This is a genomic window from Primorskyibacter flagellatus, from assembly GCF_900176485.1.
GTDB lineage: Bacteria > Pseudomonadota > Alphaproteobacteria > Rhodobacterales > Rhodobacteraceae > Primorskyibacter > Primorskyibacter flagellatus.
The window spans coordinates 265,993-290,882 of sequence record NZ_FWYD01000002.1 but is presented as its reverse complement, the minus strand read 5'-3'; the positions used below and the strand labels follow the sequence as shown (position 1 = coordinate 290,882).

The 24,890-nt window shown below is 61.2% G+C and carries 26 protein-coding genes; 13 read left to right on the top strand and 13 right to left on the bottom strand.

What is annotated here, in order from left to right:
- Window positions 1-43 precede the first annotated feature (43 nt).
- The 3 genes from B8991_RS04280 to B8991_RS04270 all read left to right on the top strand — a co-directional run bounded on the left by B8991_RS04280 (window position 44) and on the right by B8991_RS04270 (window position 2,366).
- Window positions 44-895: a methylated-DNA--[protein]-cysteine S-methyltransferase gene (locus B8991_RS04280; RefSeq protein WP_084351141.1), complete on the top strand. Its 852-nt coding sequence runs from the start codon at window positions 44-46 to the stop codon at window positions 893-895.
- Between the two features lie 140 nt (window positions 896-1,035).
- The gene (locus B8991_RS04275) at window positions 1,036-1,698 is read left to right on the top strand and encodes a YiaD family glycine zipper/OmpA-like lipoprotein (protein ID WP_084350645.1); all 663 of its coding nucleotides are present in this window, start codon (window positions 1,036-1,038) and stop codon (window positions 1,696-1,698) included.
- A 227-nt stretch (window positions 1,699-1,925) separates the two neighbouring features.
- Window positions 1,926-2,366: a tellurite resistance TerB family protein gene (locus B8991_RS04270; RefSeq protein ID WP_084350643.1), complete on the top strand. Its 441-nt coding sequence runs from the start codon at window positions 1,926-1,928 to the stop codon at window positions 2,364-2,366.
- 184 nt (window positions 2,367-2,550) lie between these two features.
- Here B8991_RS04270 and B8991_RS04265 read toward each other — a convergent pair whose 3' ends face one another.
- The 3 genes from B8991_RS04265 to B8991_RS04255 are packed head-to-tail and all read right to left on the bottom strand — an operon-like array spanning window position 2,551 to window position 4,610.
- On the bottom strand, window positions 2,551-3,168 hold the full coding sequence (locus B8991_RS04265; protein ID WP_084350641.1) for a class I SAM-dependent methyltransferase: 618 nt from the start codon (window positions 3,166-3,168) through the stop codon (window positions 2,551-2,553).
- A 5-nt stretch (window positions 3,169-3,173) separates the two neighbouring features.
- Window positions 3,174-3,926: a CDP-diacylglycerol--serine O-phosphatidyltransferase gene (gene pssA, locus B8991_RS04260; protein WP_084350639.1), complete on the bottom strand. Its 753-nt coding sequence runs from the start codon at window positions 3,924-3,926 to the stop codon at window positions 3,174-3,176.
- A gap of 3 nt (window positions 3,927-3,929) precedes the next feature.
- Window positions 3,930-4,610 (bottom strand): phosphatidylserine decarboxylase, encoded by a 681-nt coding sequence (locus tag B8991_RS04255; protein WP_084350637.1) that lies wholly within the window; start codon window positions 4,608-4,610, stop codon window positions 3,930-3,932.
- 189 nt (window positions 4,611-4,799) lie between these two features.
- Between B8991_RS04255 and gpmI the strand changes: the two genes are divergently transcribed.
- From gpmI to B8991_RS04230, 5 genes are all read left to right on the top strand, one after another.
- Window positions 4,800-6,335 carry a 2,3-bisphosphoglycerate-independent phosphoglycerate mutase gene (gene gpmI / locus B8991_RS04250; protein WP_084350635.1) on the top strand — a complete coding sequence of 512 codons (1,536 nt, stop codon included), beginning with the start codon at window positions 4,800-4,802 and terminating at the stop codon, window positions 6,333-6,335.
- The gene (locus B8991_RS04245) at window positions 6,332-7,456 is read left to right on the top strand and encodes a murein hydrolase activator EnvC family protein (RefSeq protein ID WP_084350633.1); all 1,125 of its coding nucleotides are present in this window, start codon (window positions 6,332-6,334) and stop codon (window positions 7,454-7,456) included. Before gpmI ends, B8991_RS04245 begins: the two co-directional genes overlap by 4 nt.
- A gap of 3 nt (window positions 7,457-7,459) precedes the next feature.
- Window positions 7,460-8,809, top strand: a complete 1,350-nt coding sequence (locus B8991_RS04240) for a S41 family peptidase (RefSeq protein ID WP_084350631.1) — start codon at window positions 7,460-7,462, stop codon at window positions 8,807-8,809.
- 97 nt (window positions 8,810-8,906) lie between these two features.
- Window positions 8,907-9,389, top strand: coding sequence for an RNA pyrophosphohydrolase (locus B8991_RS04235; protein WP_084350629.1), 483 nt, complete (start codon window positions 8,907-8,909; stop codon window positions 9,387-9,389).
- A complete protein-coding gene (locus B8991_RS04230) occupies window positions 9,386-9,880 on the top strand; it encodes a hypothetical protein (protein WP_084350627.1) in 495 nt (164 codons plus the stop codon). Before B8991_RS04235 ends, B8991_RS04230 begins: the two co-directional genes overlap by 4 nt.
- On the opposite strand, the gene B8991_RS04225 is transcribed toward B8991_RS04230, so the two are convergent.
- The 8 genes from B8991_RS04225 to B8991_RS04190 all read right to left on the bottom strand — a co-directional run bounded on the left by B8991_RS04225 (window position 9,877) and on the right by B8991_RS04190 (window position 18,409).
- The gene (locus B8991_RS04225) at window positions 9,877-11,220 is read right to left on the bottom strand and encodes a lytic murein transglycosylase (RefSeq protein WP_084350625.1); all 1,344 of its coding nucleotides are present in this window, start codon (window positions 11,218-11,220) and stop codon (window positions 9,877-9,879) included. The two genes, B8991_RS04230 and B8991_RS04225, sit on opposite strands and share 4 nt — an antisense overlap.
- A gap of 51 nt (window positions 11,221-11,271) precedes the next feature.
- Window positions 11,272-12,003, bottom strand: coding sequence for a helix-turn-helix transcriptional regulator (locus tag B8991_RS04220; protein ID WP_084350623.1), 732 nt, complete (start codon window positions 12,001-12,003; stop codon window positions 11,272-11,274).
- Window positions 12,004-12,094: 91 nt separating this feature from the next.
- Window positions 12,095-14,353 carry a ribonuclease R gene (gene rnr, locus B8991_RS04215; RefSeq protein WP_084351139.1) on the bottom strand — a complete coding sequence of 753 codons (2,259 nt, stop codon included), beginning with the start codon at window positions 14,351-14,353 and terminating at the stop codon, window positions 12,095-12,097.
- A 94-nt stretch (window positions 14,354-14,447) separates the two neighbouring features.
- Complete coding sequence (gene dapE / locus B8991_RS04210; RefSeq protein WP_084350621.1) at window positions 14,448-15,593, bottom strand: succinyl-diaminopimelate desuccinylase; 1,146 nt, start codon at window positions 15,591-15,593, stop codon at window positions 14,448-14,450.
- Between the two features lie 231 nt (window positions 15,594-15,824).
- Window positions 15,825-16,163, bottom strand: a complete 339-nt coding sequence (locus B8991_RS04205; protein WP_084350619.1) for a hypothetical protein — start codon at window positions 16,161-16,163, stop codon at window positions 15,825-15,827.
- An 89-nt stretch (window positions 16,164-16,252) separates the two neighbouring features.
- Window positions 16,253-16,501 (bottom strand): GlsB/YeaQ/YmgE family stress response membrane protein, encoded by a 249-nt coding sequence (locus tag B8991_RS04200; RefSeq protein WP_084350617.1) that lies wholly within the window; start codon window positions 16,499-16,501, stop codon window positions 16,253-16,255.
- 79 nt (window positions 16,502-16,580) lie between these two features.
- Window positions 16,581-17,408 (bottom strand): 2,3,4,5-tetrahydropyridine-2,6-dicarboxylate N-succinyltransferase, encoded by an 828-nt coding sequence (dapD, locus tag B8991_RS04195; RefSeq protein WP_084350615.1) that lies wholly within the window; start codon window positions 17,406-17,408, stop codon window positions 16,581-16,583.
- An 83-nt stretch (window positions 17,409-17,491) separates the two neighbouring features.
- On the bottom strand, window positions 17,492-18,409 hold the full coding sequence (locus B8991_RS04190) for a threonine/serine dehydratase (protein WP_084350613.1): 918 nt from the start codon (window positions 18,407-18,409) through the stop codon (window positions 17,492-17,494).
- 76 nt (window positions 18,410-18,485) lie between these two features.
- On the opposite strand from B8991_RS04190, the gene B8991_RS04185 reads away from it, so the two are divergent.
- The 5 genes from B8991_RS04185 to rfbA all read left to right on the top strand — a co-directional run bounded on the left by B8991_RS04185 (window position 18,486) and on the right by rfbA (window position 22,818).
- Window positions 18,486-19,328, top strand: a complete 843-nt coding sequence (locus B8991_RS04185; RefSeq protein ID WP_084351137.1) for an LOG family protein — start codon at window positions 18,486-18,488, stop codon at window positions 19,326-19,328.
- 159 nt (window positions 19,329-19,487) lie between these two features.
- Window positions 19,488-20,051 (top strand): dTDP-4-dehydrorhamnose 3,5-epimerase, encoded by a 564-nt coding sequence (gene rfbC, locus B8991_RS04180; protein ID WP_084350611.1) that lies wholly within the window; start codon window positions 19,488-19,490, stop codon window positions 20,049-20,051.
- 3 nt (window positions 20,052-20,054) lie between these two features.
- Window positions 20,055-21,095 (top strand): dTDP-glucose 4,6-dehydratase, encoded by a 1,041-nt coding sequence (gene rfbB / locus B8991_RS04175; RefSeq protein ID WP_084350609.1) that lies wholly within the window; start codon window positions 20,055-20,057, stop codon window positions 21,093-21,095.
- On the top strand, window positions 21,092-21,946 hold the full coding sequence (rfbD, locus tag B8991_RS04170; RefSeq protein ID WP_084350607.1) for a dTDP-4-dehydrorhamnose reductase: 855 nt from the start codon (window positions 21,092-21,094) through the stop codon (window positions 21,944-21,946). The genes rfbB and rfbD overlap by 4 nt, the downstream gene beginning before the upstream one ends.
- A complete protein-coding gene (gene rfbA / locus B8991_RS04165) occupies window positions 21,943-22,818 on the top strand; it encodes a glucose-1-phosphate thymidylyltransferase RfbA (RefSeq protein WP_084350605.1) in 876 nt (291 codons plus the stop codon). The genes rfbD and rfbA overlap by 4 nt, the downstream gene beginning before the upstream one ends.
- A 9-nt stretch (window positions 22,819-22,827) precedes the next feature.
- On the opposite strand, the gene B8991_RS04160 is transcribed toward rfbA, so the two are convergent.
- Together B8991_RS04160 and B8991_RS04155 are read right to left on the bottom strand one after the other, a co-directional pair.
- Entirely contained in the window at window positions 22,828-23,946 is a 1,119-nt protein-coding gene (locus tag B8991_RS04160; RefSeq protein ID WP_084350603.1) for a glycosyltransferase family 4 protein, read from the bottom strand.
- Between the two features lies 1 nt (window position 23,947).
- A complete protein-coding gene (locus B8991_RS04155; RefSeq protein ID WP_235866538.1) occupies window positions 23,948-24,841 on the bottom strand; it encodes a glycosyltransferase in 894 nt (297 codons plus the stop codon).
- Window positions 24,842-24,890: the final 49 nt, after the last annotated feature.

The window sequence follows — 24,890 nt, the reverse complement described above, 5'->3', positions numbered from 1 at the left end:
GATGCGCCCGCGCGGTAAGATGGTCAAAACGAAAGGACGCGACATGCCAGAGGATCTTGCGGAAGGTGGCTATCATTTCCACGTCATGCGCCGGGCGATTGACCTGATCGACGCCGCCAAAGACCCGTTGTCACTGGAAGATCTCGCCGCCGCGATGGATATGAGCTCCGCGCATTTCCAGCGCCTGTTTTCGCGATGGGTGGGTGTTTCGCCCAAGCGTTACCAGCAATATCTGACGCTGGGCCACGCGAAGACCCTGCTGCGCGAGCGGTTCACCACGCTGGAGGCCGCGCATTCCACGGGGCTGTCAGGCGGCGGACGTTTGCATGACCTCTTTTTGCGGTGGGAGGCGATGAGTCCGGGTGAATTTGCGCGCGGCGGTGCCGGGCTGGTGATCTATTGGGGCTGGTATGAAAGCCCCTTTGGTCCCGCCTTGGTCATGGGCACCGACAAGGGCATCTGTGGTATCGCCTTCGCCGCCGAATCCGGCGAGACGGCGGCAATGGCCGATCTGACCGCACGTTGGCCGGGGGCTTCCTTCGTCGAGGATACGGAGCGTCTGCGCCCGTGGGCGCAGTCAGCCTTCGGCGTAGGTGATGCGACAGCAGAGCCGACGCCGCTTTACCTGATAGGTGCGCCGTTTCAGCTCAAGGTGTGGGAGGCGCTGTTGCGAATTCCCTCGGGTCACGTCACCACCTATTCCGAAATCGCGCAGGCCGTGGGCCACCCCAAGGCCGTCCGGGCGGTGGGCACGGCGGTGGGGCGCAACCCGATCAGCCTGCTTATTCCCTGCCACCGGGCCTTGCGGAGATCCGGCGCGTTGGGGGGCTATCATTGGGGCCTTCCCGTAAAGCGCGCAATTCTCGCCTATGAAGGTGCCCGCGCGGACGCCTGAGCGCGCGATTTGTTCACGATGCGCGGAACATCGCCGATTTCCTCTTGTTGTATGGTTGGGCAGCGATAGAACATTCCCTATAGTGCTCAACGCAAAACGGACGTGCAGACACGCGCGCAATTCAGACGAGGCAATAAGACATGAGCTTAACTTTCCGCCCCACCATTTTGGCGACCGCCGGCCTTATGGCCGTGACCGCCTGCACCACGGCTGATTATCAGAACGATCCCAACCGCCAGGCAAAGCAAGGCGCATTGATCGGCGCGCTTGGCGGTGCCGTTGCCGGTCGCGTTATCGGCGGCAACAATGACGACCGCGTCAAGAACACACTGGCAGGTGCCGCCGCCGGCGCCGCAGTCGGTGGTCTGATCGGCAACAATCTGGACAAGCAGGAAGCCGCGCTGCGCCAGTCGATGGGCAACAATGTCGATATCGTGAACACCGGCGACCGTCTGATCGTGACGTTGCCGCAGGATATTCTGTTCGCCACCGACAGCACCGCAGTCCGCCCTGACCTGCAAGGCGATCTGCGCGCGCTGGCCAGCAACCTGCAATCCTACCCGAACACCACCATTCAGGTCATCGGCCACACGGATAACACGGGCGAAGCCTCTTACAATCAGGGCCTGTCGTCGCGCCGTGCGCAGGCGGTCTCGGGTATCCTGATTTCCAATGGTGTCTCTTCCGGTCGCATTCAGTCCTTCGGCCGCGGCGAGGATCAGCCGATCGCGTCGAACCTGACACCTCAGGGCCGCCAGCAGAACCGCCGGGTGGAAATCGTGATCCTGCCGAACGCGGCCTGATCCAAATCTGCCGCTCAGGCTGCACTCTTCCAAGCGCTCCGCAAGTCACTTGCGGGGCGTTTTCTATGACACGGGACAGATCGGAATTGCGCGCGAAACGCATCTGGCAGACATCCGACGATCATGTCGGGTGTCCGCGCGTCGCAGCATGAAAGCAACGACGACTGCTTCTGTTGTCCCGCATACCTTGCCACTGGTCTGGTGGTGTCACAATTTTAGGAATTGATATGTTCGAAAGCCTGCTCGCCTTCCTGCAAAACCCCACTGGGTATCAGACCCCGCTGCCAGAGGCCGACGCACGCCACGCAATGGGTGCCTTGATGGTGCGCGCGGCAAAAGCCGACAAAGCGTACCTGTTTGAAGAAATCAGTCTGATTGATCGCGTCCTTGCCAAACGCCACGACATCAATGCGGTTGAGGCCGCGAAACTGCGTGCCGCTTGTGAAAAACTGGAAAGCGGTATGCCCGACACCGCCGAAATGACGGCGATCCTGCGCGACGCAATCAGCAGTGAAGAGCGCGAGGCAACACTAGCCGCACTTTGGGCCGTGGTCTACGCCGACGGCATCAGGCACGAAGAAGAGGATGTGTTGCTGCACCAGATCGAAGAAGTCCTGGGCATTTCGCCGGACCGCGCCAAGGCGCTGCAACTGCAAGCGAAAATCTGACAGCGTCTGATCCAGCCTTTTGGTCATCATAGCCTTGCGTCGCAAGATGCCGTTCCGCCTTGTCGGTTTGCAGCAATCCGGAACGCTTGGGCAGGTCTGGAAATTTCCATCCAATGGCCTGACTGCATTTTATAACCGCGCCAAAACAGCCCTGAACGGTCGGCGCGGCCTCAAACAGGCTGGGTCAGGTCGCTTTTTTAAGTACCAGAAACGTCATTACGCCCAAGGGTGGCAATGCGCGTTTTTCCTCAATCTGCAAATCGGGTTCTTGCAGTACCGTCTCGATTTCAAAATCCGAATGCCAGCCCAGCAGGTTGGCAAAAGGCGAGGCGAGGTTGGCAACCGCCCCCAGGACGCCCTTGCTGCGCGCGAAATGATTGGTGATGACGACCTTGCCACCGGGCCGACAGACGCGGGCGATCTCGGCCATCACCTTTTCAGGCTCCGGCACAACCGACAGCACATGCATTGCCGCCACGATGTCAAAAGAGTTGTCCGGAAAGTCGAGGGCGCGCGCATCCATCTGGCGCAAGGACTCGACGTGGCGCAACCGCATCAGCGCCACCTTGGCGCGGGCCTTGCGCAGCATCTCCTTGGAAAAGTCGATGCCGGTGACGCGTGTTTGATCGCTGTAATGTTCCAGTGACAGTCCGGTGCCGACGCCGACCTCCAGAACCTTGCCGCCCTGCGCGCTGATATAGGTCACGGCGCGTCGTCGTCCGGCTTTGGTGATCGCGCCAAAAGTGTTGTCGTAGATCGGTGCCCAGCGGGCATAAGAACTTTCGACTGCCTTGATATCCATCAAGTCTACCCTTTGCGAATGCGTTTCCGACGATGCACCAGAAGTGCCCAGGCTACCGTTGCGATATAACCCAGACACAGCGCGATCAAGGCGATCCATGCATAAGTCAGCACTGCGGCCCCCACAAAAGCCACCGCGACAAGGAAATATTTTACGTTTTCCCGCGACACCCGCGTGCTTTTGAAAGACCATGTCGGGATGCGGCTGATCATCAGAAGGCCGACCCCCACCATGTAGATGCAGATCAGCGCATCCGGCACCAGCGACCGGTCGGTGAATGCAAAGGACAGGTACATCGGCAGCATCACCAGCATCGCGCCTGCCGGTGAGGGAACACCGACAAAATAGGCCCGGCTGATCGTGGGTTCCGTGGCTTTCGTGCTGACATTGAACCGGGCAAGGCGGACGACGCAGCAGACGGTGTAGATCAGGACGGAAAGCCAGCCCGCGCTGCGCGTGTCCTGCAATGCCCAGAAATACAGTAGCAATGGCGGGGCGACGCCGAAATTCAGGAAATCGGCCAGCGAATCCAGTTCGGCCCCCATCTTGCTGTCGACTTTCAGCGCGCGGGCCAGACGCCCATCCAGCCCGTCAAGAACGCAGGCGGCAAAGATCAGCAGGACTGCTGTCAGAAAATCGCCCTGAGTGCCGGCCCGGATGGCGGTCAGGCCCGCGCAGATCGACCCGATGGTCAACATGTTGGGCAGCAGGTGGATCAGCGCGAAATCCTTGCGGGGTGGCTCTGTCTGTGACGACATTGCTCAGTCAACCCGTACGGGAGCATCGGACAGGTCAGCGATGACGGTCTCTCCGGCCACCATCGTCTGACCTATGCTGACGAGAGGCGCCACACCATCGGGCAGGTACACATCCAGCCGCGAGCCAAAGCGGATCAGGCCAAACCGTTCGCCCGTGGCCAGGGTCGTGCCGGGATCTGTCCAGCAAACGATGCGGCGAGCAACCAGCCCGGCGATCTGCACCACGGCGATGGACCGCCCGTCTGCCATGTCGATCCGCAGGCTGTTGCGTTCGTTGTCAACGCTGGCCTTGTCAAGCGACGCGTTCAGAAACTTGCCCGGACGATACGCCACCTGTGACACGGTGCCGGCGATGGGGGCTCGGTTCACATGGCAGTTGAACACGTTCATGAAAACGCTGACGCGGGTCAGGGCACGCTCGCCCATCCCCAGCTCTTTTGGCGGGATGGCGGGTTCGATCAACGAGATGACGCCATCTGCCGGGCTGACCAGAACGCCTTTGCGTTTCGGCGTGACGCGTTCGGGGTCGCGGAAGAAGTAGTAGCACCACACCGTGGCACCAACGCCGATCCAGCCCAGAACCTCCCAGACGAAGAACAGCACCAGGGTGATCGCGGCGAAGATCGCAACGAATTTGCGTCCCTCCGGATGCATCGGTTTGATGAAAGTATCCAGCATCTTCATGGGCGGGTGTCCTGATCCGGTAAGAATGACTTGCCTATGCCTAGTCGCCTTGCGCGCAAGTTTGAAGGGGACGTAACGCCTTGTGGGTGGAAAACGGCGCATTGACCCGGCGGATTTACCTCAAAACCCACTTCGCTTCATCCGAGCGTTGGGGTAGACAGCCGATAGAAAATCACGGAGACGCCCTTGATGAGACATCCCAAACTCGTTGTTCTGTGTATTCTCGACGGCTGGGGCCTGTCTGACCGGCAAGAGGCGAATGCGCCTGCCTTGGCCGACACCCCGACAATGGATCACCTCGCGCAGACCTGCCCGCATGCACAGCTTGTCACGCATGGACCGGATGTCGGCCTGCCGACCGGCCAGATGGGCAATTCCGAAGTTGGCCACACCAATATCGGTGCGGGCCGCGTTGTGGCGATGGATCTGGGCCAGATCGACCTTGCCATCGAGGATGGGTCGTTTTTCAAGAATGAGGCGATCAACGCCTTTATCGGCAAGCTGAAAAGCACCGGCGGCGCGGCGCATCTGATGGGGGTCGTGTCGGATGGCGGTGTTCATGGTCATATCAGCCATATCAAGGCCGCCATGGCGATGATCGCGGATGCGGGCGTGCCGGTTTATCTGCACGCCATCACCGATGGGCGTGACGTGGCCCCGGATTCGGCAAAAGGTTTTGTCCAGGAATTGGTGGGTTGGGCGGCAGGACGCTCGGGCGCGCCTGTGACAATCGCCACCGTCATCGGGCGGTATTACGCGATGGACCGCGACAACCGCTGGGACCGGGTGGAGACCGCCTATGCGGCGATGATCGAGGGCAAAGGCACGGCCACGGCGGCCGATCCTGTCGAGGCCGTGGTGCAATCCTACGCCAATGGCAAGAATGACGAATTCATCCCTGCGACGGTGATCGGTGACTATGCTGGCATGGCTGAAGGCGATGGGTTCTTCTGCCTCAACTTCCGCGCCGATCGCGCGCGCGAAATTCTGGCCTCAATCGGTGCGCTCGATTTCGAGGGGTTCGATCGCGTTGCAAAGCCTGCATTCGGCCAGATGCTTGGCCTGGTGGAATATTCCGACGCACATAATGTCTATATGCAGACGGCCTACCCCAAACGGGTGATCGTCAACACGCTGGGCGAATGGGTGTCACATCACGGCAAAACCCAATTTCGTCTCGCAGAGACCGAAAAATATCCGCATGTGACCTTTTTCCTGAACGGTGGCCGAGAAAAGCCCGAGGAACACGAGGACCGGTTCATGCCGTCCTCGCCCAAGGTCGCGACCTATGACTTGCAGCCCGAAATGTCCTCGGTCGAGGTGACGGACAAGTTTGTCGAGGCCATCAAGCAAGGCTACGACCTGATCGTGACCAACTATGCCAATCCCGACATGGTCGGACATACGGGCGATCTGCAAGCCGCGATGAAAGCCTGTGCCGCAGTTGACGAAGGTCTTGGCCGCGTGGTCGCAGCGTTGAACGAAGCAGGCGGCGCGATGATCGTCACCGCCGACCATGGCAATTGCGAAACCATGGTAGATCCTGAAACGGGTGGGCCGCATACGGCGCACACCACCAATCCCGTGCCTGTGCTGCTGGTCGGCGGCCCGGAAGGCGCGACACTTCGCAACGGTCGGTTGGCGGATCTCGCCCCGACGCTGTTGGAATTAATGGGGCTGGACAAGCCCGCTGAAATGACCGGGGAAAGCCTGATCCGGCGATGAAATACGTTGCACTGTTCCTGATCTTTCTGGCAGCACCCGCGCTGGCGCAGGACGACCCCGCCGTCGCAGCACGCGCGGCGGCAAAAGCGCTGGAACAGGCGTCAGAGCAGTTGGACGATGCCGACAGCGCGCGCGACCGCGTGAAGGCACTGACCACCACGGTGCGCGCCTATGAGGACGGGCTTTCGGCCATGCGCGAGGGATTGCGACGGGTGTCGCTGCGCGAAATGGACCTGCGCGCCGATCTGGCGGAACGAGAGGCCGAGATTTCCGATCTTCTGGGCGCGCTGATGACCATTGGCAATTCCGAAGCGCCAGTGCTTGCCCTGCATCCGTCCGGCCCGACCGGAACCGCGCGGGCGGGGATGCTCTTGGCCGATGTCACCCCGGCGCTTGCCACGCGTGCAACCGCGCTGAAGGAAGACCTGAAAGAAGTGTCCGACCTGCGGCAATTGCAACAAGAGGCAGAGCAACGCCTGACCGAAGGGTTGCAAGGCGTGCAGCTGGCGCGGACCGAACTGAGCCAGGCCATCGACAGCCGCACGGACCTGCCGCGACGCTTCATCGAAGACCCCGTGCGCACCGCGATCCTGATTGCCGGAACCGACACGCTGAACGACTTCGCCGCAGGTCTGGGCGAGATTACACAGGACGAAGAGCCGGGCAGCCTGCCCGCGATTTCGGATCGCAAGGGCTATCTGGAACTGCCGGTGCCGGGCAAGATCCTGCGCGGAGCGGGCGAAGAGGATGCGGCGGGCGTCGAACGCCCCGGCATCGTCGTGGGCACCCGGCCCCGCGCGCTTGTCACCACGCCGACGGCGGCAACGATCCGCTATGTCGGACCGCTTCTGGATTACGGGTTGGTCACAATCCTTGAACCGCAGGCCGATTTGCTGTTCGTTCTGGCGGGGCTGGATCAGGTTTACGGCCGCATCGGGCAGGTCCTGCCCGCCGGCAGTCCCGTCGGCCTGATGGGGGGAGAGATGCCGGCGGCAGATGAGGGGCTGTCACAGTCAGGTGAGGGGGGTGGCGCCCAATGGACAGAAACGCTCTATATGGAAGTCAGAGAGGGAGACGATCCCGTCGACCCCCTGACGTGGTTCTCAACCGACAAGGGATGACGCATGAAGAAGTTTGTGATGGCTGCACTGGGCGGCACTCTGGCAGGCATAGTCGCGACGACGCAGTTCGTTGGGCCGCTGCTGGCGCAAGAGCAGAACAAATCGGGCAATGTCTATGAGCAGCTCGATCTTTTTGGCGACATCTTCGAGAGGATCCGCGCGCAATATGTCGAGGAAGTCGATGAGGGCGACCTGATCGAAGCCGCGATCAACGGCATGCTGACCTCGCTTGATCCGCATTCCAGCTATCTGTCGCCTGATGACGCTGACGCCATGCGGGTGCAGACCCGTGGCGAATTTGGCGGGCTCGGGATCGAGGTCACGCAGGAAGAGGGCTTCGTCAAGGTGGTCTCGCCAATCGATGGCACTCCCGCTGACGAGGCCGGCATGGAATCGGGTGACTTCATCACCCATGTCGACGGTGAGTCGGTGCTTGGCCTGACGCTGGATCAGGCCGTGGACCTGATGCGCGGACCCGTCGGGTCCGAGATTATCGTCACCGTGGTGCGCGAAGGCAGCCCGGAACCCTTCGATGTCTCGATCATCCGCGACACGATCAAGCTGACGGCTGTGCGGACACGTCTGGAAGGCGAAACGGTTGTGCTGCGCGTGACCACGTTCAACGACCAGACCTTCCCCAATCTGCAAGAAGGGCTGGCTGAACAGGTTGAGGCGGCAGGCGGCATGGACAAGGTGAACGGCATCGTTCTTGACTTGCGCAACAACCCCGGCGGGTTGCTGACTCAGGCGATCAAGGTGTCGGACGCGTTTCTTGAACAGGGCGAGATCGTTTCGACTCGTGGCCGTGATCTGGTGGATGGCGACCGCTACAACGCCGAAAGCTATGTCGAGGGCGACCTTTCGCAAGGCAAGCCGCTGGTCGTGCTGATCAATGGCGGGTCTGCCTCGGCCTCCGAGATCGTTGCCGGCGCGCTTCAGGATCACCGCCGCGCCATCGTCGTTGGCACCAAGAGCTTTGGCAAAGGCTCTGTTCAGACGGTCATGCCGCTGCGCGGCGACGGCGCGATGCGTCTGACCACGGCGCGCTATTACACGCCGTCGGGCCGGTCAATTCAGGCACTGGGCGTGTCCCCGGACATCGTCGTTGAACAACCTCGCCGCACGCCGAATGAAGAGACCGAAGAAGAAGAGGGCGCGAACCAGTTGCTCCGCTCCGAGGCGGACCTGCGCGGGAGCCTGGATAATGACAGCCTGACCGAGGATGAGATCCGCCAGATCGAGGAAGACCGCGCCAAGGCAGAAGCGGCGGCCAAGCGTCGCGAAGATGACTACCAGCTGGCATATGCCATCGACATCCTCAAAGGCCTGTCAGCCCTCGGCCCCAAGGACTGATCCAAGGCCGGCGCGGGATTTCCGCGCCGGCCTGAACCCCCGGACAGGCCTGGTGAAGCACATCTTTGCCGGGCCTTGCCAGACGGAGAGGCGGGACATGACCCCCGAAGATATCGCCAAACTGCCCTATCGTCCCTGCGTCGGCGTCATGCTGGTTAACGCGGCGGGTCACGTCTTTGTCGGGCAACGCATTGATAACGACGCTCCCGCCTGGCAGATGCCGCAAGGCGGCGTGGACAAGGACGAAACCCCACGCGACGCCGCCCTGCGCGAGTTATGGGAAGAGACGGGCGTGCCCGCCGATCTGGTGACGGTCGAGGCGGAATCCAAAAACTGGCTGCCCTATGATCTGCCGCATGATCTTGTCCCGCGCATCTGGAAGGGCCGGTTTCGCGGACAGAAGCAGAAATGGTTCCTGCTGCGCTTTCACGGCAGGGACGATCAGGTGAACATCGCCACCGACCATCCGGAGTTTTCCGAGTGGCGCTGGCTGCCTGTATCGGAACTGGTCGAAAACATCGTTCCCTTCAAGCGCGAGGTCTATGCCCGCGTGCTGGCCGATTTCGAGGATCAACTATGACCCGAACCAGTATCGCAGCCCTGTTGATGCTTGTGGCAGGTCAGGCAAATGCGCTGTCCTGCATGCGCCCCGACGTTGCGCGTGACTACGCACAGGCGGCCTCTGCGGACGAGACCTATTTTGTTGTGACGGGAATGCTAAGCTTTGATCCCTCGGGCCTGCCGGTTGTGGACTATGATAACCAAAGCGCGACCCCGCCAGAGACGGACATTGCCGCGCATCTGACCGGAAAAACGCTGACAAGTGGCGGATTCACGGCAGAGTTTGACCGCGATGTCATCCTGCGCGTACATTGCTTCGGCCCGTGGTGTGCCAGCCCGCAACCCGACACGCGCTATCTGAGTTTTGTCGAAAGCACAGAGCAAGGCCTCGTGATGCATGTGGACCCGTGCGGCGGCCTCAGCCATCCCGAACCAACACCGGAAATGCAGGCGCGTGTTCTGGCCTGCACCACGGGCGATTGCCCGCGGGACGACGTGCAGCGCCCCTAGCGCAAACGGTTCAGCAGGCTTAGCGAGGCATAGCCGTCCGGGATCATGCCGACGGATTTCTGGTACGCCTGCATCGCGGCCTTTGTCTTTGGTCCGACTCTGCCATCCACACCACCGGTGTTGAACCCGGCGGCTGTCAGGCGTTGCTGCATTTCCTTGCGCTCTGCATATTTCAGCGTCCGGTCGCCGGTCGGCCAAGCCGCCTGAATCGGGGCGCCGCCGCGCAAACGGTCGCTGAGGTGGCCGACACCGATCACATAGGCATCGGCGGCATTATAGCGCTCGATTGCCTTGAAGTTGGAAAAGATCAGGAACGCCGCACCTTGCGCGCCCGCAGGCAGCATCACCGAGGCCTGCCCGAAATCGCGAACGGCGTTGCCAGTCATGTCCGTCACGCCAAGCCGCGCCCATTCGCTGGGCATCTTGGTCAGGTCGCGGCGCGCTTGTGAATAGTCAAAGCCGCGCGGAATGCGGACCTCTACCCCCCAGGGTTGCCCTTTTTTCCAGCCGCTTTTGGCCAGATAGTTCGCGGTCGAGGCCAATGCGTCGGTGGGATCATCCGACCAGATGTCGCGTTTGCCATCGCCGGTGAAGTCCACCGCCAGAGCAAGGTAGGAGGTCGGGATGAACTGGGTATGCCCCATTGCGCCCGCCCAACTGCCGGTCATGCTTTCGGGTGTTGTATCGTTCGATTGCAGGATTTCCAGCGCCGCGATCAACTGCTGCTCGAAGAATTTTCCGCGACGTCCGTCAAAGGCCAGTGTCGCCAGCGAGCTGATCACCGGGTCTTCGCCGCGACGGGTGCCATAGGCGCTCTCCATGCCCCAAACCGCGGCAACCACCTCTTTTTCGACGCCGTAACGCGCCTCTATCGCCTCCAGCGCGCGGCCATGTTCACGCAATGCGGCTTTGCCATTCTCCACGCGCGAGTCCGAGGCAGCGGAGGCAAGGTAATCGCCGATGGATTTGGTAAACTCCGATTGGTTGCGGTCGCGGCGGATCACGTCAGGGTCATAGCGGACGTTGCGGAAGGCAGCATCAAAAACCGAAGGTTTGATGCCCGCGCCCAAAGCACGTCCGCGAAACCCGGCGACCCAGCGCATCAGCTTGCTTTGCGAGGCCGTGTCCACCACCGGTGTGACGGTCGCGGTAACCGAGCGTGATTCCGGTCGCATTATCGGACGGATCGAGGATGCTGGCGCGACCAGTTGAACGATTTGCGCCACCAGAGGATCTGACGGGCGGGATACGGGCCGGACAGAGCTGTCGACCGGGTTCGCGCCCGCGCCTGACGTCATCAATATCAGCGACAGAAGGGCGGGGGCGGAGCAACGAAACATTGGATACCTCAATCGCGCAAAATCACCGGAATCATAGCCAATTTTCGTCTCTTACGAAAGCGCCCCGCGTCCGGTTCGCGGGGTTTCGCCCATCGCCGGATCGCCGCCGCGCAACAGTGCCAGATGCGCGCGCAGCAATGACGTCCGATGAGGACGAAAGCTGGGACCGGTAACCTCCAGTTCGGCGATGCGGTCCAGCCGGAAGGCGCGGAAATCCTGCCGCAGACAGCACCACGCCAGCAGACAATGGCTGTCCTGAAAGAACACGATTTGCAGCGGGCGTACCTGGCGGGTGGTCGCACACGCGTTCTTGTCGCGATAGGCGATGCGGATTTCCATCTCGTCCCAGGCGGCCTTGCGCAGGCTACGCAGGTCCACCGTCGCCTGCGGTGGCGGCGCAAAACGGTGCGCGGTCAGCACGGCATGTTGCAACCTGTGCGCCTGCCGTTCGGGCAGACGGCCGCGCAGCTTGGACAATGCGGCTGTCGCGGCTGCGGCCAGATGCGGATCGGCCACGGCTTCGACTTCACGCAGACCCAGCACCAGCGCCTCCAGCTCTTCGTCGTCGAAGGCAAGCGGCGGCAGGCTGGCATCCTCGGTCACGGTATAGCCGAACCCCGCCGCGCCATCTATCACGGCCCCCAACCCGCGCAGCGTGGCGATGTCGCGGTAGATCGTGCGTTCGGTGACGTCCAGTTCGCGCGCCAGCCGGGCGGCAGTCACCGGCGGGTCGAGGCTGCGCAGCCCCTGCATCAGATGCAATAATCGGTCGGTTCGGCTCATATTGAGATCATGCTGCCAGATGCTGACAGAAAATGACAGGAGGCCGACGTGCCACCCCAGAATTGCGGAGAATTCCCATTCTCACGGTTTCTTAGCGGCGGCGGGTGCTTTTGCGTTTGACGCTTGCTGCCTTTTTCTTGGCTTTTGCAGATTTGCGACGGGGTGGGGCGCCGCGTGTGCCGGATCGGCCCCGACCGGTCGGCATGGTCTGACCGTCCAGCGCCAGAAGTTCCAGCGCAATGCCCCCCGTTACCGGCACAGCTTCGGTCAGGCGCACGGTCACGCGCTGGCCAAGGCCAATCTCCATGCCTGAATCCGCGCCCATCAGCGTTGCCGTCTCGGCGTCAAAGTGGAAATATTCCGACCCGATATTGCGCATCGGGATCAACCCATCCGCCCCGGTTTCGTCCAGCTTTACAAAGGCGCCGAACCGGGCAATGCCCGAGATTCGCCCGCCCATTTCCGCGCCGACCCGTTCGGACAGATACGAGGCCAGATAGCGATCGGTGGTGTCGCGCTCTGCCATCATCGACCGGCGTTCGGTGTCCGAGATGTGCTGCGCCGTGGTCTCCAGCCCCTCAATTTCCTGAGGCGACAAGCCGTCATCCCCCCAGCCATGCGCCGTGATCAGCGCGCGGTGCACGATCAGGTCGGCGTAGCGCCGAATGGGCGAGGTGAAATGCGCGTAGGATTTCAACGCCAGCCCGAAATGGCCGAAATTCTCGGCGTTGTAATAGGCCTGCGTCATCGACCGAAGCGTGGATATGTTGATTAATTCCGCCTCATCCGTGCCAGCCGCGTCATGCAGCAGCTTGTTGAGATGCGCAGTTTTCAGCACCTGCCCCTTGGCGAGCGTCAACCCAGCCGCCTGTGCCGTCTCGCGCAGCGCATCCAGCTTTTCGGGCGGCGGTTCCTCATGCACCCGGAACAACAGCGGCGTGCGTTTGGCGATCAGGGTTTCGGCGGCGGCGACATTGGCCAGCACCATGAATTCCTCGATCAGACGGTGTGCGTCAAAGCGTTCCGAAAAGTTCACCGAGGTGACGTTGCCTTTTTCATCCAGAACGATCTTGCGTTCGGGCAGGTCAAGGTCCAGCGGCTGGCGCGCATTCCGGGCGTCGCGCAACGCGTAATAGGCTTCAAACAGCGGGCGGATCACGTCGTCCATCAGCGGCGCAACCTTGTCGCTTGGCGTGCCGTCCATCCCGTCCTGCACTTCGCGGTAGCTTAGCGCGGCAGGCGAGCGCATCATGCCGCGCACGAAGCGGTGATCCAGTTTCTGACCATGCGCGTCAATTCGCATCCGTACGGCCATACAGGCGCGCGGAACGCCTTCGTGCAGCGAACACAGATCGCCAGACAGCCGATCCGGCAGCATCGGCACAACGCGGTCGGGAAAATAGCTGGAGTTGCCGCGTTTGCGCGCCTCGTGGTCAAGCGCAGAGCCGGGGCGCACATAATGTGCGACATCGGCAATGGCGACCCAGACGATATGACCGCCGTCATTCTTGGGATCATCATCAGGCTGGGCAAAGCAGGCGTCATCGCGGTCGCGTGCATCCACGGGATCGATGGTGATCAAGGGCAGGTCGCGCAGATCCTCGCGGCCCTTCAGGCCTGCGGGTTTCATCGCGTCGGCCTCTGCGATGACCTCGTCGGGAAAGCTGTCGGGGATGCCGTGCTGGTGAATGGCAATCAGCGACACGGCCTTGGGGGCAGACGGGTCGCCCAGCCGTTCGACAATGCGGGCGCGTGGCAGGCCCATGCGGCCCTTGGGGCCTGCCTGTTCCGCCTCGACCAACTCGCCGTCCTTTGCGCCGTGTGCCGCGTCGTCAGGCACGCTCCATTCCTTGTCAGAGCCTTTGTCGATACTCACAATGCGCCCGCCCTCGGCACCCTTGCGGAAGATGCCGACAACGCGCTGCGGATTGGTGCCGATCCGGCGGATCACGCGCGCTTCGTAATTGTGGTCCTCTTCATGCACGACCTGAAGCTTTCCAAGGATGCGGTCACCCTCGCCCAAGGCCGGATCACTGGCGCGGGTGACGATCAGGACGATGGGTTCCACCCCTTCGCCATGCCATTCCAAGGGCCGCGCGAAAAGATCACCATCGGCCGTCGGTGCCTTGACCTGCAAGACGCTGACGGGCGGCAGGCGGTCCGGGTCGCGATAGGTTTTCTTGCGCTTTTCAAGATGCCCTTCGGCCTCCAGCTCCTTGAGCAGGCGCTTGAGGTCGATACGCGCGGCACCTTTGATGCCAAAGGCTTTGGCAATGTCGCGTTTGGCGCTGAGGGTCGGGTTGGCGGCGATCCAATCCAGGATCTCCGCCTTTGTGGGCAGTGTTTTCATATTCAACGGCGTATCACGCCGCATGACGCGCGTCATTGCGAAAAATGTGCGGTTCTTTGGGGCACCGCGCGTCTGCCCGCCGTCTCTGAAAATATCAGGCGAAGTAGTCTTGCAGCATCCGGGTGTAGATACGTTTCAGCTGATGGATCTGAGCAACCTCGACACGCTCGTCAACCTGATGCATCGTCCGTCCGACCAGTCCAAATTCGACAACCGGGCAATGGTTCTTGACGAACCGCGCATCCGAGGTGCCGCCGGTCGTCGAAGCCTCTGGCACGGTGCCGGTTTCCGCCTCCACGGCGCGCGCAACTAGATCGGACAGTGGGCCGGGCGGGGTGAGGAAGCTTTCGCCCGAAATCTTGATGGTCAGATCGGTCGTTGTGCCAAATTCCGCGTCTGCTTTGGCGGCCTCTTCGCGCAGCCACTCCGACAGGCTGGCACCGGAATGCGCGTCGTTGAAGCGGATGTTGAGCGTCGCGCGCGCCTCTGCCGGGATCACGTTGGTGGCCGGGTTGCCCGTGTCGATGGTGACAACCGCGAGGGTCGAGGCGTCGAAATGGTCCGTTCCCGTGTCAAGCTCGTGGCTGGCCAGCCGGTCCATCAGCCGGACAAGCGCATGCAGCGGATTGATCGCGCGGTGTGGATAGGCGGAATGGCCCTGAACGCCCTTCACCGTGACATGGGCATTGAGCGAGCCGCGTCGGCCGATTTTCATCATCTGGCCCATATGGTCGGGGCAGGTGGGTTCGCCGACAAGGCAGACGGACATCGCTTCGTCTGCCTTGTCCATCCAGTCCAGCAGTGCGACAGTGCCGTCCACGGCGTCGCCTTCCTCGTCTCCTGTGATGGTCAGGATGATCGAGCCGTCCGGGGGTGTTTGGCGCACGAAATCCACCGCAGCGGCGGCGAAGGCGGCGACGCCGGACTTCATGTCGGTCGCGCCACGGCCATAGAGAAACCCGTCCTTCACCTTTGCGCCGAATGGCGGCATGGTCCAGTCAGCCGGATCCCCCAACGGCACGACATCCGTGTGTCCGTTGAAACCGAATGTGCGGGGGTGCCCCTTGTCGCCCCACCGCGCGAAGAGATTCGACACGCCGCCACGGTCCACGCGTGTGCAGATGAAGCCGGCATCTTCGAGAAGGTCTTGCAACAAGATAAGCGCACCGCCTTCGTCGGGGGTGACAGAGGCGCAGCGGACCAGCGCTGCGGTCAGGGTTTCTGGATTGATCTGGGTCATGTGCCCTCCTGCGGCTTGACGGCTGTTCTTGCTCGCGCTGCGGATCTGGAAGGGCTGCACGGGTTTGCGGTTTTTAAACCAATCACGCTGTGCGGGGCAAGCGGGGGGCAAAGCGCCACTGCGATGTGCGTCCTACCGGGCGCAGGGTGATCCAAATGAGCGCTTCCGCGCACTCTTTATTCAGCAAGTGGAGAGGTGACGCGTCAATTCTGACGTTTCGGCAGTTCGGGGTCAGGGTTTGCCCTTGTCGAAGAATGGCGTGACCTGGGCGACGATCACAGAATTTTCTTTAAGCGCGCGGTCCATGAGGGCGGTTTCATCCTCGTCCATCTCGTGGCCTTGTGCAGCGCGTTCCTCGGCAGTGCCGTACCCTGTGACGTCGAGCGGTGCCATGTCGGCCTGCTTGAGGATCGCTACGGTTTCGCGCACGGCTTCGGCCTCGTCAATGCCGGAGGCAAAGCAAATCAGCCCGGCTCCGCTGGCACCTTTCGGCAGCCCGTCGCCGGTCTTGCGCCCGACCTCCACCAGAAGGGTATAGACCTGTTGCGGCTTTTTCTTTTTTTCGGTCATGTCCGCCAAGTTCCTTGCTCGCAAAATGCGAAACCCCGCGCGGGAATGCGCGGGGCTGTCCTAGACGTTAATTCCGGTGATGGGAAGCGTCAGCTTTTGATGGCGCGGTAGCCCCATATAAGGATACAGGCACCAACAATCCCCACGATTAGCTGCGGAAGCCACGATCCTGCTGCAAAAATGCCGAGAATGCCAAGGATGGCATTGGCGATAATTGCGCCGACGATGCCGAGAATGATGTTCAGGAAAATCCCTGTATCGGCTTTCATAATCATGCTGGCGATCCATCCGGCGAGGCCGCCCACGATGATCGCTGCAATCCAACCTATTCCTTGCATGTCATTCCTTCCCGCTATTGCAAAACTGTCCTGAGGAACAACGTCGCAACAAGCGGGAAGGTTCCGACAAAAAACAGATTCAGTCGCGCAGCAGTTCGTTGATGCCGGTCTTGGAGCGGGTCCGGGCGTCCACGCGTTTGACGATCACCGCGCAGTAAAGGTTGATGCCGTTCTTCGATGGCATGGAGCCTGCGACGACCACGGAATAAGGTGGAACCTCGCCATACATGACGTCACCGGTTTCGCGATCGACGATCTTGGTCGACTGGCCGATGAAAACGCCCATGCCAAGGACAGAGCCTTCGCGGACAATGCAGCCTTCGACCACCTCGGAGCGGGCACCGATGAAGCAGTTATCCTCGATGATGGTGGGGCCGGCCTGCATGGGTTCCAGAACGCCGCCGATGCCGACGCCGCCCGACAGGTGCACGCCCTTGCCGATCTGTGCGCAGGACCCGACGGTCGCCCATGTATCGACCATCGTGCCTTCATCGACATAGGCGCCAAGGTTCACGAAGGAGGGCATCAGCACCACGCCGGGCGCGATATAGGCCGATTTGCGGACGATACAGTTAGGCACCGCGCGAAAGCCCGCGGCTTTCCACTGGTTGTCGCCCCAGCCCTTGAACTTGCTGTCGACCTTGTCCCACCAGCCAGAGCCCTGCGGGCCGTTGTCGTGCAACTCCATGTCCTTGATCCGAAACCCGAGCAATACCGCCTTCTTGGCCCATTGATTGACATGCCAATCGCCATTGTCCTGACGCTCTGCCACACGCAGTTTTCCGGAATCGAGCGCGCTAAGCGTGTCTTCGATGGCTTCGCGGGTCTCGCCGCCGGTGGATGGCGTGATGGTGTCGCGCGCCTCCCAGGCGGCTTCGATGGCGGTTTCAAGCTGTGCGTTGGACATCGGTATCTCCGTTTGGGCGAATTGTCGTTGCCGCCCTATACCCGTGTCTGGGAGGTGCGGCAATCACAGATGGCGACGCAACGTCAAGCCACCGGATCGGGGGCGAGGTTCCCACCGCAGATCAAAACTGCGACCCGCTCGCCGGGTTTGGGCCGATAAGAGCCGGACATCAGGGCCGCGAGGGCCGTAGCACCCGCGGGTTCGACCAGTTGCCGCGTCTCGTGCCAAAGCGCCTGCTGCGCCTGTGCGATGGCAGTGTCGTTGACCAGTACGGACTGCACGCCGTGCCGGGACAGGTCAAAACAGATCTGGCCGATCCGTCTGGCACCGAGCGCATTGGCGGCGATGCCCGAAACCTCGACATCGACAGGGGTGTCGGCCTTCAGCGCGGCGTGTAGGGTGCAGGCGGTGTCAGGCTCGACAGCCACGACCTTGCGGCGGTCGCCCAGCCAGGCCAGCGCGCCTGCGATCAACCCGCCGCCGCCCACTGCGATCAACACGGTGTCAGCCTCCAGGCCCTGTTTCTCCCATTCGCGCATCACCGTGCCTTGACCGGCCACCGTGGCGGGGGCGTCATAGGCGTGGATCTGCATCGCACCGGTTCTGTCTTCGTGATCGCGGGCGGCATCCAGCGCGTTCGAATACGCACCGGGCACCACCGTCAGCTCCGCACCGGTCCGTTGGATCAGGGCGATCTTCGCAGGGCCGGCCATCTCGGGCACAAAGATCCGGGCCGGGTGGCCCAGACGCGACGCGGCAAAGCCCACCGCCGCGCCGTGATTGCCGCCGGATGCCGCGACGACACCCGCCTTGGGTACGTCTGACGACAGCAGCGTGTTGAACGCACCGCGCGCCTTGAAACTGCCGGTGTGTTGTACCTGTTCCAGCTTCAGCTCAACCGGGTAAGACAGGCCGAAGCCTTCCGCGCGCAGGGTTGGGGTCTTGCGAAGAAAAGGCCTTATACGCTGCGCCGCGGACTCGATCTCATCCTGCCAATTCACCTGCCGTCTCCTGCTTGCTGGTATCGCCTTGCCGAAGGCTATAGGCATGGAAACATGCGAACAAGGACACATGCCCATGCAAGATGACCGCCACAGCCCCTTCCGCGATGCGGGCCTTGACCGACGCACCGCTGACGAGGTGCCCGACACGCCGCAGACGCGGGCGCCTTCCTATCGGTTGGCCTTTGACGATCATGAATTCATGTGCCGCGAGGAGTTGCGCCCCGTCCGCTTGCAGTTGGAGCTTCTTAAGCCGCAGATGATATTGGACGAGCGTGGCGTGGAATCGACCATCGTGCTGTTCGGCGGTGCCCGCATTCCTGCACCTGCCAACAAAGACACGGCCCGGACCAAGACGCTCGCCGATCTGTCGCATTTCTATGATGAGGCTCGGACATTCGCACGGCTGATGACAGAAAAAAGCATGACCGGCAAAAGGCTGGAAAATGTCATCGTGACCGGTGGCGGACCGGGTGTGATGGAAGCAGGCAACCGCGGCGCGCAGGACGCGGGCGGGCAGTCGATCGGTCTTAACATCGTGCTGCCGCACGAGCAGGCACCCAACGAATACGTCACGCCGGATCTGTGTTTCAATTTCCACTATTTCGCGATCCGGAAAATGCACTTCCTGATGCGCGCACGCGCGATCTGTGTGTTTCCGGGCGGGTTCGGCACGCTGGACGAAATGTTCGAAACACTGACGTTGATCCAGACAGGACGGATGAGCCGGGTCCCGTTTTTGCTGTTTGGCCGCGCGTTCTGGGAGCGCATCATCAACTGGGAAGCACTGGCAGACGCCGGGACAATTTCGGATGAAGATCTTGATCTGTTTCGATATGTCGAAACCGCACAGGAGGCTGTAGAGCTTATTGAGGCTTGGGAACCCGCGCCCGCGCGCGCAGATATTCCGGGCCGTTAACCTGTACTTTTGGAATGCGCATTATGGCAATAAATAGTTGTTCAGAAGGTAAAAATTCGCCCTTGGGTTAGAGTTTGAAACTCTTGGGCAAATCTGCCGTGACTCTGGTAAGTCGAGTTGGTATCACGCAGCAAATTTAGACAGCAAGGAAAGTTGTTCTTGGACATAGAGCAGACAGCGCTGGATGGCGTTCTGATTTTAACGCCAAAGCGGTTCAGTGACGCGCGAGGAAGCTTTTCCGAAGTTTGGAATCGCAACACCATGCGCGACGCCGGATTGGATCACGATTTCGTGCAAGACAACCAGTCGATCAGCGAAGCGGTTGGCACGGTGCGCGGTCTGCACTATCAGGCACCGCCCCATGCGCAGGACAAACTGGTGCGCACCGGACGCGGTTGCGTGTTGGATGTTGTGGTGGATGTGCGCCGTGGATCGCCGACCTACCTGAAATGGCTGGGGGTGGAACTGTCAGAGGATAATGGCCGCCAACTGTTCGTGCCCAAAGGGTTCCTGCACGGGTTTGTGACGCGCGCGCCGCGGTCCGTGCTGCTTTACAAGACAACAGATGTTTATGCGCCGGACTGTGACGGGACCGTGCATTTCGCAGATCCGGAGATTGGCATCGACTGGGGTATCGACCCCGCAAGCGCTGTCTTGTCCGACAAGGATGCCAAGGCGCCGATGCTGGCGGATTGGACATCCCCGTTTGAATATGAGGGCTGACTCATGAAAATTCTCGTTACCGGCGGTGCTGGGTTCATTGGTTCTGCCGTGGTGCGGCAGGCCATTCGTGATGGCCATGCAGTCGTCAATCTGGATGCGCTGACTTACGCGGCCTGCCTGGAAAATGTCGCCTCGGTTGAGGACCATGCTTTTTATGCATTTGAAAAAGCCGATATCTGCGACGCCTCGGCGCTGAAATGGATCTTCAAGGTGCACCAGCCCGACGCTGTGATGCATCTTGCCGCCGAAAGCCATGTCGACCGATCGATTGACGGTCCGGGCGATTTCATCCGTACCAATGTCGAGGGCACTTATACGCTGCTGGAAGCGTCGCGGCAGTATTGGCTGGATATGGGAAGGCCAATGCATTTCCGGTTCCACCATATCTCGACCGACGAGGTTTACGGCACGCTTGGCGATACGGGCATGTTTACCGAGGACACGCCCTATGCGCCGAATTCGCCTTATTCTGCATCGAAAGCGTCCAGCGATCATCTGGTGCGCGCCTGGGGCGAAACCTACGGACTGCCCTTTGTCCTGACCAACTGCTCGAACAATTACGGTCCCTATCATTTTCCGGAAAAGCTGATCCCCGTGGTGATCCTGAAGGCGCTGGCCGGAGAGCCGATCCCGGTTTACGGCGCGGGCGAGAATATCCGCGACTGGCTGTATGTCGAGGATCACGCCGATGCGCTTTTGACCGTGTTGCAGCACGGGGTGAACGGGCGCACATATAATATCGGTGGCGAGAACGAGGCCAAGAATATCGATCTTGTGCGAATGATCTGCGCCATTCTGGACGAGAAGCGCCCCAAGGATGCGGGTTATGCCCAGCAGATTACCTTCGTGACAGACCGTCCCGGCCATGATCTGCGCTATGCGATCGACCCGACCCGCATTCGCAAGGAACTGGGCTGGCGTCCCTCGGTGACGTTGGAAGAAGGCCTGCGCAAGACGGTGGACTGGTATCTTGAGAACGAGGACTGGTGGCGTGCGCTTCAGGCGCGTCAGGGCGTGGGGGTCCGTCTGGGCACCAACGCATGACGATCCTCGTTTTCGGCAAATCCGGGCAGGTTGCGACAGAGTTGCAGCGGCAGGCAGAGGTCACGGCTATGGGCCGTGACACGGCGGATCTGACGGACCCTGAGGCTTGCGCCAAGGCGATCCTTGCCAGCGACGCAACAGTGGTCATCAACGCGGCGGCCTATACGGCGGTGGACAATGCCGAGGACGAGCCTGATCTGGCCAATGTGATAAACGGCGATGCTCCGGGCGCAATGGCGCGGGCCTGCGCGGAAAAAGGCATTCCTTTCATCCATATCTCGACCGATTATGTCTTCGACGGTGGCGGCACGCGCCCCTGGAACGTTGACGACGAAGTGGCACCTCTGGGCGCTTACGGTGCCAGCAAGCTGCGCGGCGAAGAGGCCGTTCGCGCGGCAGGTGGCACATTTGTCATCCTGCGCACCAGTTGGGTGTTTTCCGCGCATGGAGGCAATTTCGTCAAAACCATGCTGCGCCTCGGTGCAGAGCGTGATCGGCTGACCATCGTCGCCGATCAGATCGGCGGACCAACGGCGGCTGCCGATATCGCGGCGAGTTGCCTGACCATCGCGCGCGCCCTGCAGGAGGACGCTAGCCTGTCCGGAACCTATCACTTCAGTGGCGCGCCGGATGTCAGCTGGGCCGATTTCGCCCGCGAGATCTTTCGCCAGTCCGGGCTGACTCCGGAGGTTGTCGATATTCCCAGTTCCGACTTTCCCACCAAGGCCGTCCGCCCCGCCAATTCGCGGTTGGACTGTTCCAGCCTTTTGGCAGCCTTTGACATTCACCGTCCGGATTGGCGCAAAAGCCTGACCGACGTATTGAACGACCTGAAAGGAATCTCACGATGACCGACCGCAAGGGCATTATCCTCGCAGGGGGATCCGGCACGCGTCTGTATCCGATCACCATCGGCGTCTCAAAGCAGCTGATGCCAATCTATGACAAGCCGATGATCTATTATCCGCTCAGCGTATTGATGCTGGCCGGTATCCGCGAGATTGCGATGATCACCACGCCACAGGATCAGGATCAGTTCAAGCGCGTGCTGGGCGATGGCAGCCAGTGGGGCATCAAACTGACCTATGTGGTGCAACCCGATCCGGGCGGGTTGGCGCAGGCCTATACGCTGACCGAGGATTTTCTGGATGGCGCGCCGTCTTGCATGGTTCTGGGCGACAACATCTTCTTTGGCCACGGCCTGCCGGAACTTCTGGAAGAAGCCGATGCCAAGACAGAAGGCGGCACCGTCTTTGGCTATCACGTCGCCGATCCCGAACGCTATGGCGTGGTGGCAATGGATGACCAGGGCAATGTCACCGAGATCATCGAGAAGCCAGAGGTGCCGCCATCGTCATATGCGGTCACCGGCCTGTATTTTCTGGATGGCAAAGCGTCCGAGCGCGCGCATCAGGTCAAACCGTCCGCACGCGGCGAGGTGGAAATCACATCGCTGCTGGAAATGTACCTCCACGAAGGTTCGCTATCGGTCAAGCGCATGGGGCGGGGCTTTGCCTGGCTGGATACCGGAACGCACGGATCGCTTCTGGATGCGGGCAACTTCGTGCGTACCTTGCAAAAACGTCAGGGCATGCAGACTGGTTGTCTGGAAGAGATCGCCTACGCCTCGGGCTGGATAGATGCCAAGATGCTGGAAGAGCACGCCGATACGCTGAAGAAGAACGATTATGGTCACTATCTGCGCGGCTTGCTGCACGAATAGGGCTTAGTCTTAGGCGCATATCTCATCGTAGACTTTCAGGATCGCCGTTTTCCAGACGGGCGATGAAAATCGTTCTCGCCATTTGGCATGGATCTTGCCACCGAGGTCGGCCCGGTTTGCGCGAAAGCGGTCGGTGACCCTGACGATCTGGCGTGCCGTGCGTTTGGGGTGCAGCGCGTCGATGATGTGCATTTCCGGGTGGTGGCGACTTAGCAAAGCCGTGCCGCCCACAGGGGTCGAAAAAATAGGCAACCCGTATTCGAACGCCTCCAGCATGCCGATCGACAAGCCCTCGTAAAGCGAGGTCATCAGATATCCGTCAGCCTGTGCCAGAAGCGGGCGTACGTCGTTGACCGGACCGACAAAATTGACCCGTGCCATCTCTGGGGCCGACAGGATGCGCCTGAACCGTTTGTGTAGCCCTGGCCCATCCGTGTGCATCCCCGCGATAGTCAGGCGAAAGTCCTGCGGCAATTGCGCAAATATCCGCGCCGCAGCGCTAAGGTTCTTTTGACGTGCGTATCTGGTGGTCATCACCAGATGCCGTGGTCCGTCTGCAGGTGCGGTGGGGGCAAAACCGCCAAGGTCAGAGCAGTTCGGCACGATATGGCTGCTGTGCTGTGACAGCATGTCCGGCGCGAATGCGGCATGATCCTCTTCGGTCAGAAAAATCAGGTGATGTTGCGGCGTGACGCCGAGGAAATGCCGCTCCAACCGTCGAAAGAACGTGGCGGCGGCGCGACGGTGGCCGGGGCCAAATGGCACGCCGTGATAGGTGCAGGACAGCCGCAGATCGGGTCGCTTGCGCGCGACGATCCGTGCCAGTGGCAAGGTCAGTCGGGCATGCGCCCACAGGATGTCCGGCTGCACTGCTGCCACGGCCCGGTCGAGCTGTGCAGCCGCCGCGCGAATCCGGGCTGGCTGAAGCGAGGATGCAAGGCCGGGAATTTCCAGATGGGTTCGGCCGTTTTCGCGCGCAAAGCCATAGCCGCCCGTGTCGGCATCGGACGCGATGACCACCTCGGCCCGGTCGCTTAACGCGTTGGCCAATTGGTGGATATGCCGCGGCACGCCAGAACGACCACCGTCGCCACCCAGAAGCATCACCTTTAGCCGTTGCTCGGTCATTTCAAATACGTCCCATCAGCGCAGCACACCACAACGCCAACGTGCCGGAGCGGCCTTGCCGGTAGACACCTAATGCGCGCAGTCGTTGCAGACGGGTTAAAGGACGTTCTGCCTGGGCGGCTACAAAACTCTCAAGCAGGGTGTGGTTTTCGGGCGTCAGCCTGTGGGACGATCGCAACAAGGCATTCGCATGGGCCGCGCTGACCTTTGCATAGCGCCCGGACAGTACCCTGAATGGCCGCGTAAGGAAGCCACGCAACGTGCGGTGGCCAGAGCCGACTTCGTTGTGCCGATGCTGTCGATATTTCAACGACGGTACGTCGTCGGTCAAGACGGTGCCGCCTGCCCCCGTGATCAGTTGGTAGATCCACCAGTCATGGTAGGGGATCTCGCCCACCTCCGCCAATGCTGCCTGGATCAGGTCGGTCGCGGCACGGTTCATCACCATGCAGTTGCCGCCGGCGATGTTCTGCACCATGGCGTGACGAAACCCCGGTGCCCGGCTGGGCAGCGGTGCGATGCGGCAGGTGTTAAGGTCCGCAGAGCAGATCAACGGGCGAGCACAATATAATCCGGGGATCGCGGCCGGGATCGCCCTAAGGGCAGCGGCTGCCCGTTCCAGCTTTTGCGGCAGCCAGACGTCATCCTGATCGGAAAGGGCCACCAGATCTGTCTGAGAGGGCATTGCGAGCAAATGCAGGAAATTGGCTGACGCGCCTGCGCAAGGACCGTCCATCACAGTCAGGTCGCGTCTTTCTGCGTAGCGCTGCAAAATTTCGCGCGTGCCGTCCTGCGATCCGTCATCGCTGACGATCAATGATCGCGGTGAAAGCGTCTGCCCAAGAATGCTGTCAATCTGTTCGCAAAGCGTCGCCGCGCCCTCATGTGTCGCCATGAGCACCGTTACCGAAAGAGTTTGCGCGTCGTCATTCATCGGCCCGTCA

Bases quoted from the DNA above. Each gene is read 5' to 3' on its own strand.
- B8991_RS04280 (WP_084351141.1), top strand. From the start codon at position 44: ATGCCAGAGGATCTTGCGGAAGGTGGCTATCATTTCCACGTCATGCGC.
- B8991_RS04275 (WP_084350645.1), top strand. From the start codon at position 1,036: ATGAGCTTAACTTTCCGCCCCACCATTTTGGCGACCGCCGGCCTTATG.
- B8991_RS04270 (WP_084350643.1), top strand. From the start codon at position 1,926: ATGTTCGAAAGCCTGCTCGCCTTCCTGCAAAACCCCACTGGGTATCAG.
- B8991_RS04265 (WP_084350641.1), bottom strand. From the start codon at position 3,168: ATGGATATCAAGGCAGTCGAAAGTTCTTATGCCCGCTGGGCACCGATC.
- pssA (WP_084350639.1), bottom strand. From the start codon at position 3,926: ATGTCGTCACAGACAGAGCCACCCCGCAAGGATTTCGCGCTGATCCAC.
- B8991_RS04255 (WP_084350637.1), bottom strand. From the start codon at position 4,610: ATGAAGATGCTGGATACTTTCATCAAACCGATGCATCCGGAGGGACGC.
- gpmI (WP_084350635.1), top strand. From the start codon at position 4,800: ATGAGACATCCCAAACTCGTTGTTCTGTGTATTCTCGACGGCTGGGGC.
- B8991_RS04245 (WP_084350633.1), top strand. From the start codon at position 6,332: ATGAAATACGTTGCACTGTTCCTGATCTTTCTGGCAGCACCCGCGCTG.
- B8991_RS04240 (WP_084350631.1), top strand. From the start codon at position 7,460: ATGAAGAAGTTTGTGATGGCTGCACTGGGCGGCACTCTGGCAGGCATA.
- B8991_RS04235 (WP_084350629.1), top strand. From the start codon at position 8,907: ATGACCCCCGAAGATATCGCCAAACTGCCCTATCGTCCCTGCGTCGGC.
- B8991_RS04230 (WP_084350627.1), top strand. From the start codon at position 9,386: ATGACCCGAACCAGTATCGCAGCCCTGTTGATGCTTGTGGCAGGTCAG.
- B8991_RS04225 (WP_084350625.1), bottom strand. From the start codon at position 11,220: ATGTTTCGTTGCTCCGCCCCCGCCCTTCTGTCGCTGATATTGATGACG.
- B8991_RS04220 (WP_084350623.1), bottom strand. From the start codon at position 12,003: ATGAGCCGAACCGACCGATTATTGCATCTGATGCAGGGGCTGCGCAGC.
- rnr (WP_084351139.1), bottom strand. From the start codon at position 14,353: ATGAAAACACTGCCCACAAAGGCGGAGATCCTGGATTGGATCGCCGCC.
- dapE (WP_084350621.1), bottom strand. From the start codon at position 15,593: ATGACCCAGATCAATCCAGAAACCCTGACCGCAGCGCTGGTCCGCTGC.
- B8991_RS04205 (WP_084350619.1), bottom strand. From the start codon at position 16,163: ATGACCGAAAAAAAGAAAAAGCCGCAACAGGTCTATACCCTTCTGGTG.
- B8991_RS04200 (WP_084350617.1), bottom strand. From the start codon at position 16,501: ATGCAAGGAATAGGTTGGATTGCAGCGATCATCGTGGGCGGCCTCGCC.
- dapD (WP_084350615.1), bottom strand. From the start codon at position 17,408: ATGTCCAACGCACAGCTTGAAACCGCCATCGAAGCCGCCTGGGAGGCG.
- B8991_RS04185 (WP_084351137.1), top strand. From the start codon at position 18,486: ATGCAAGATGACCGCCACAGCCCCTTCCGCGATGCGGGCCTTGACCGA.
- rfbB (WP_084350609.1), top strand. From the start codon at position 20,055: ATGAAAATTCTCGTTACCGGCGGTGCTGGGTTCATTGGTTCTGCCGTG.
- rfbD (WP_084350607.1), top strand. From the start codon at position 21,092: ATGACGATCCTCGTTTTCGGCAAATCCGGGCAGGTTGCGACAGAGTTG.
- rfbA (WP_084350605.1), top strand. From the start codon at position 21,943: ATGACCGACCGCAAGGGCATTATCCTCGCAGGGGGATCCGGCACGCGT.
- B8991_RS04160 (WP_084350603.1), bottom strand. From the start codon at position 23,946: ATGACCGAGCAACGGCTAAAGGTGATGCTTCTGGGTGGCGACGGTGGT.
- B8991_RS04155 (WP_235866538.1), bottom strand. From the start codon at position 24,841: ATGGCGACACATGAGGGCGCGGCGACGCTTTGCGAACAGATTGACAGC.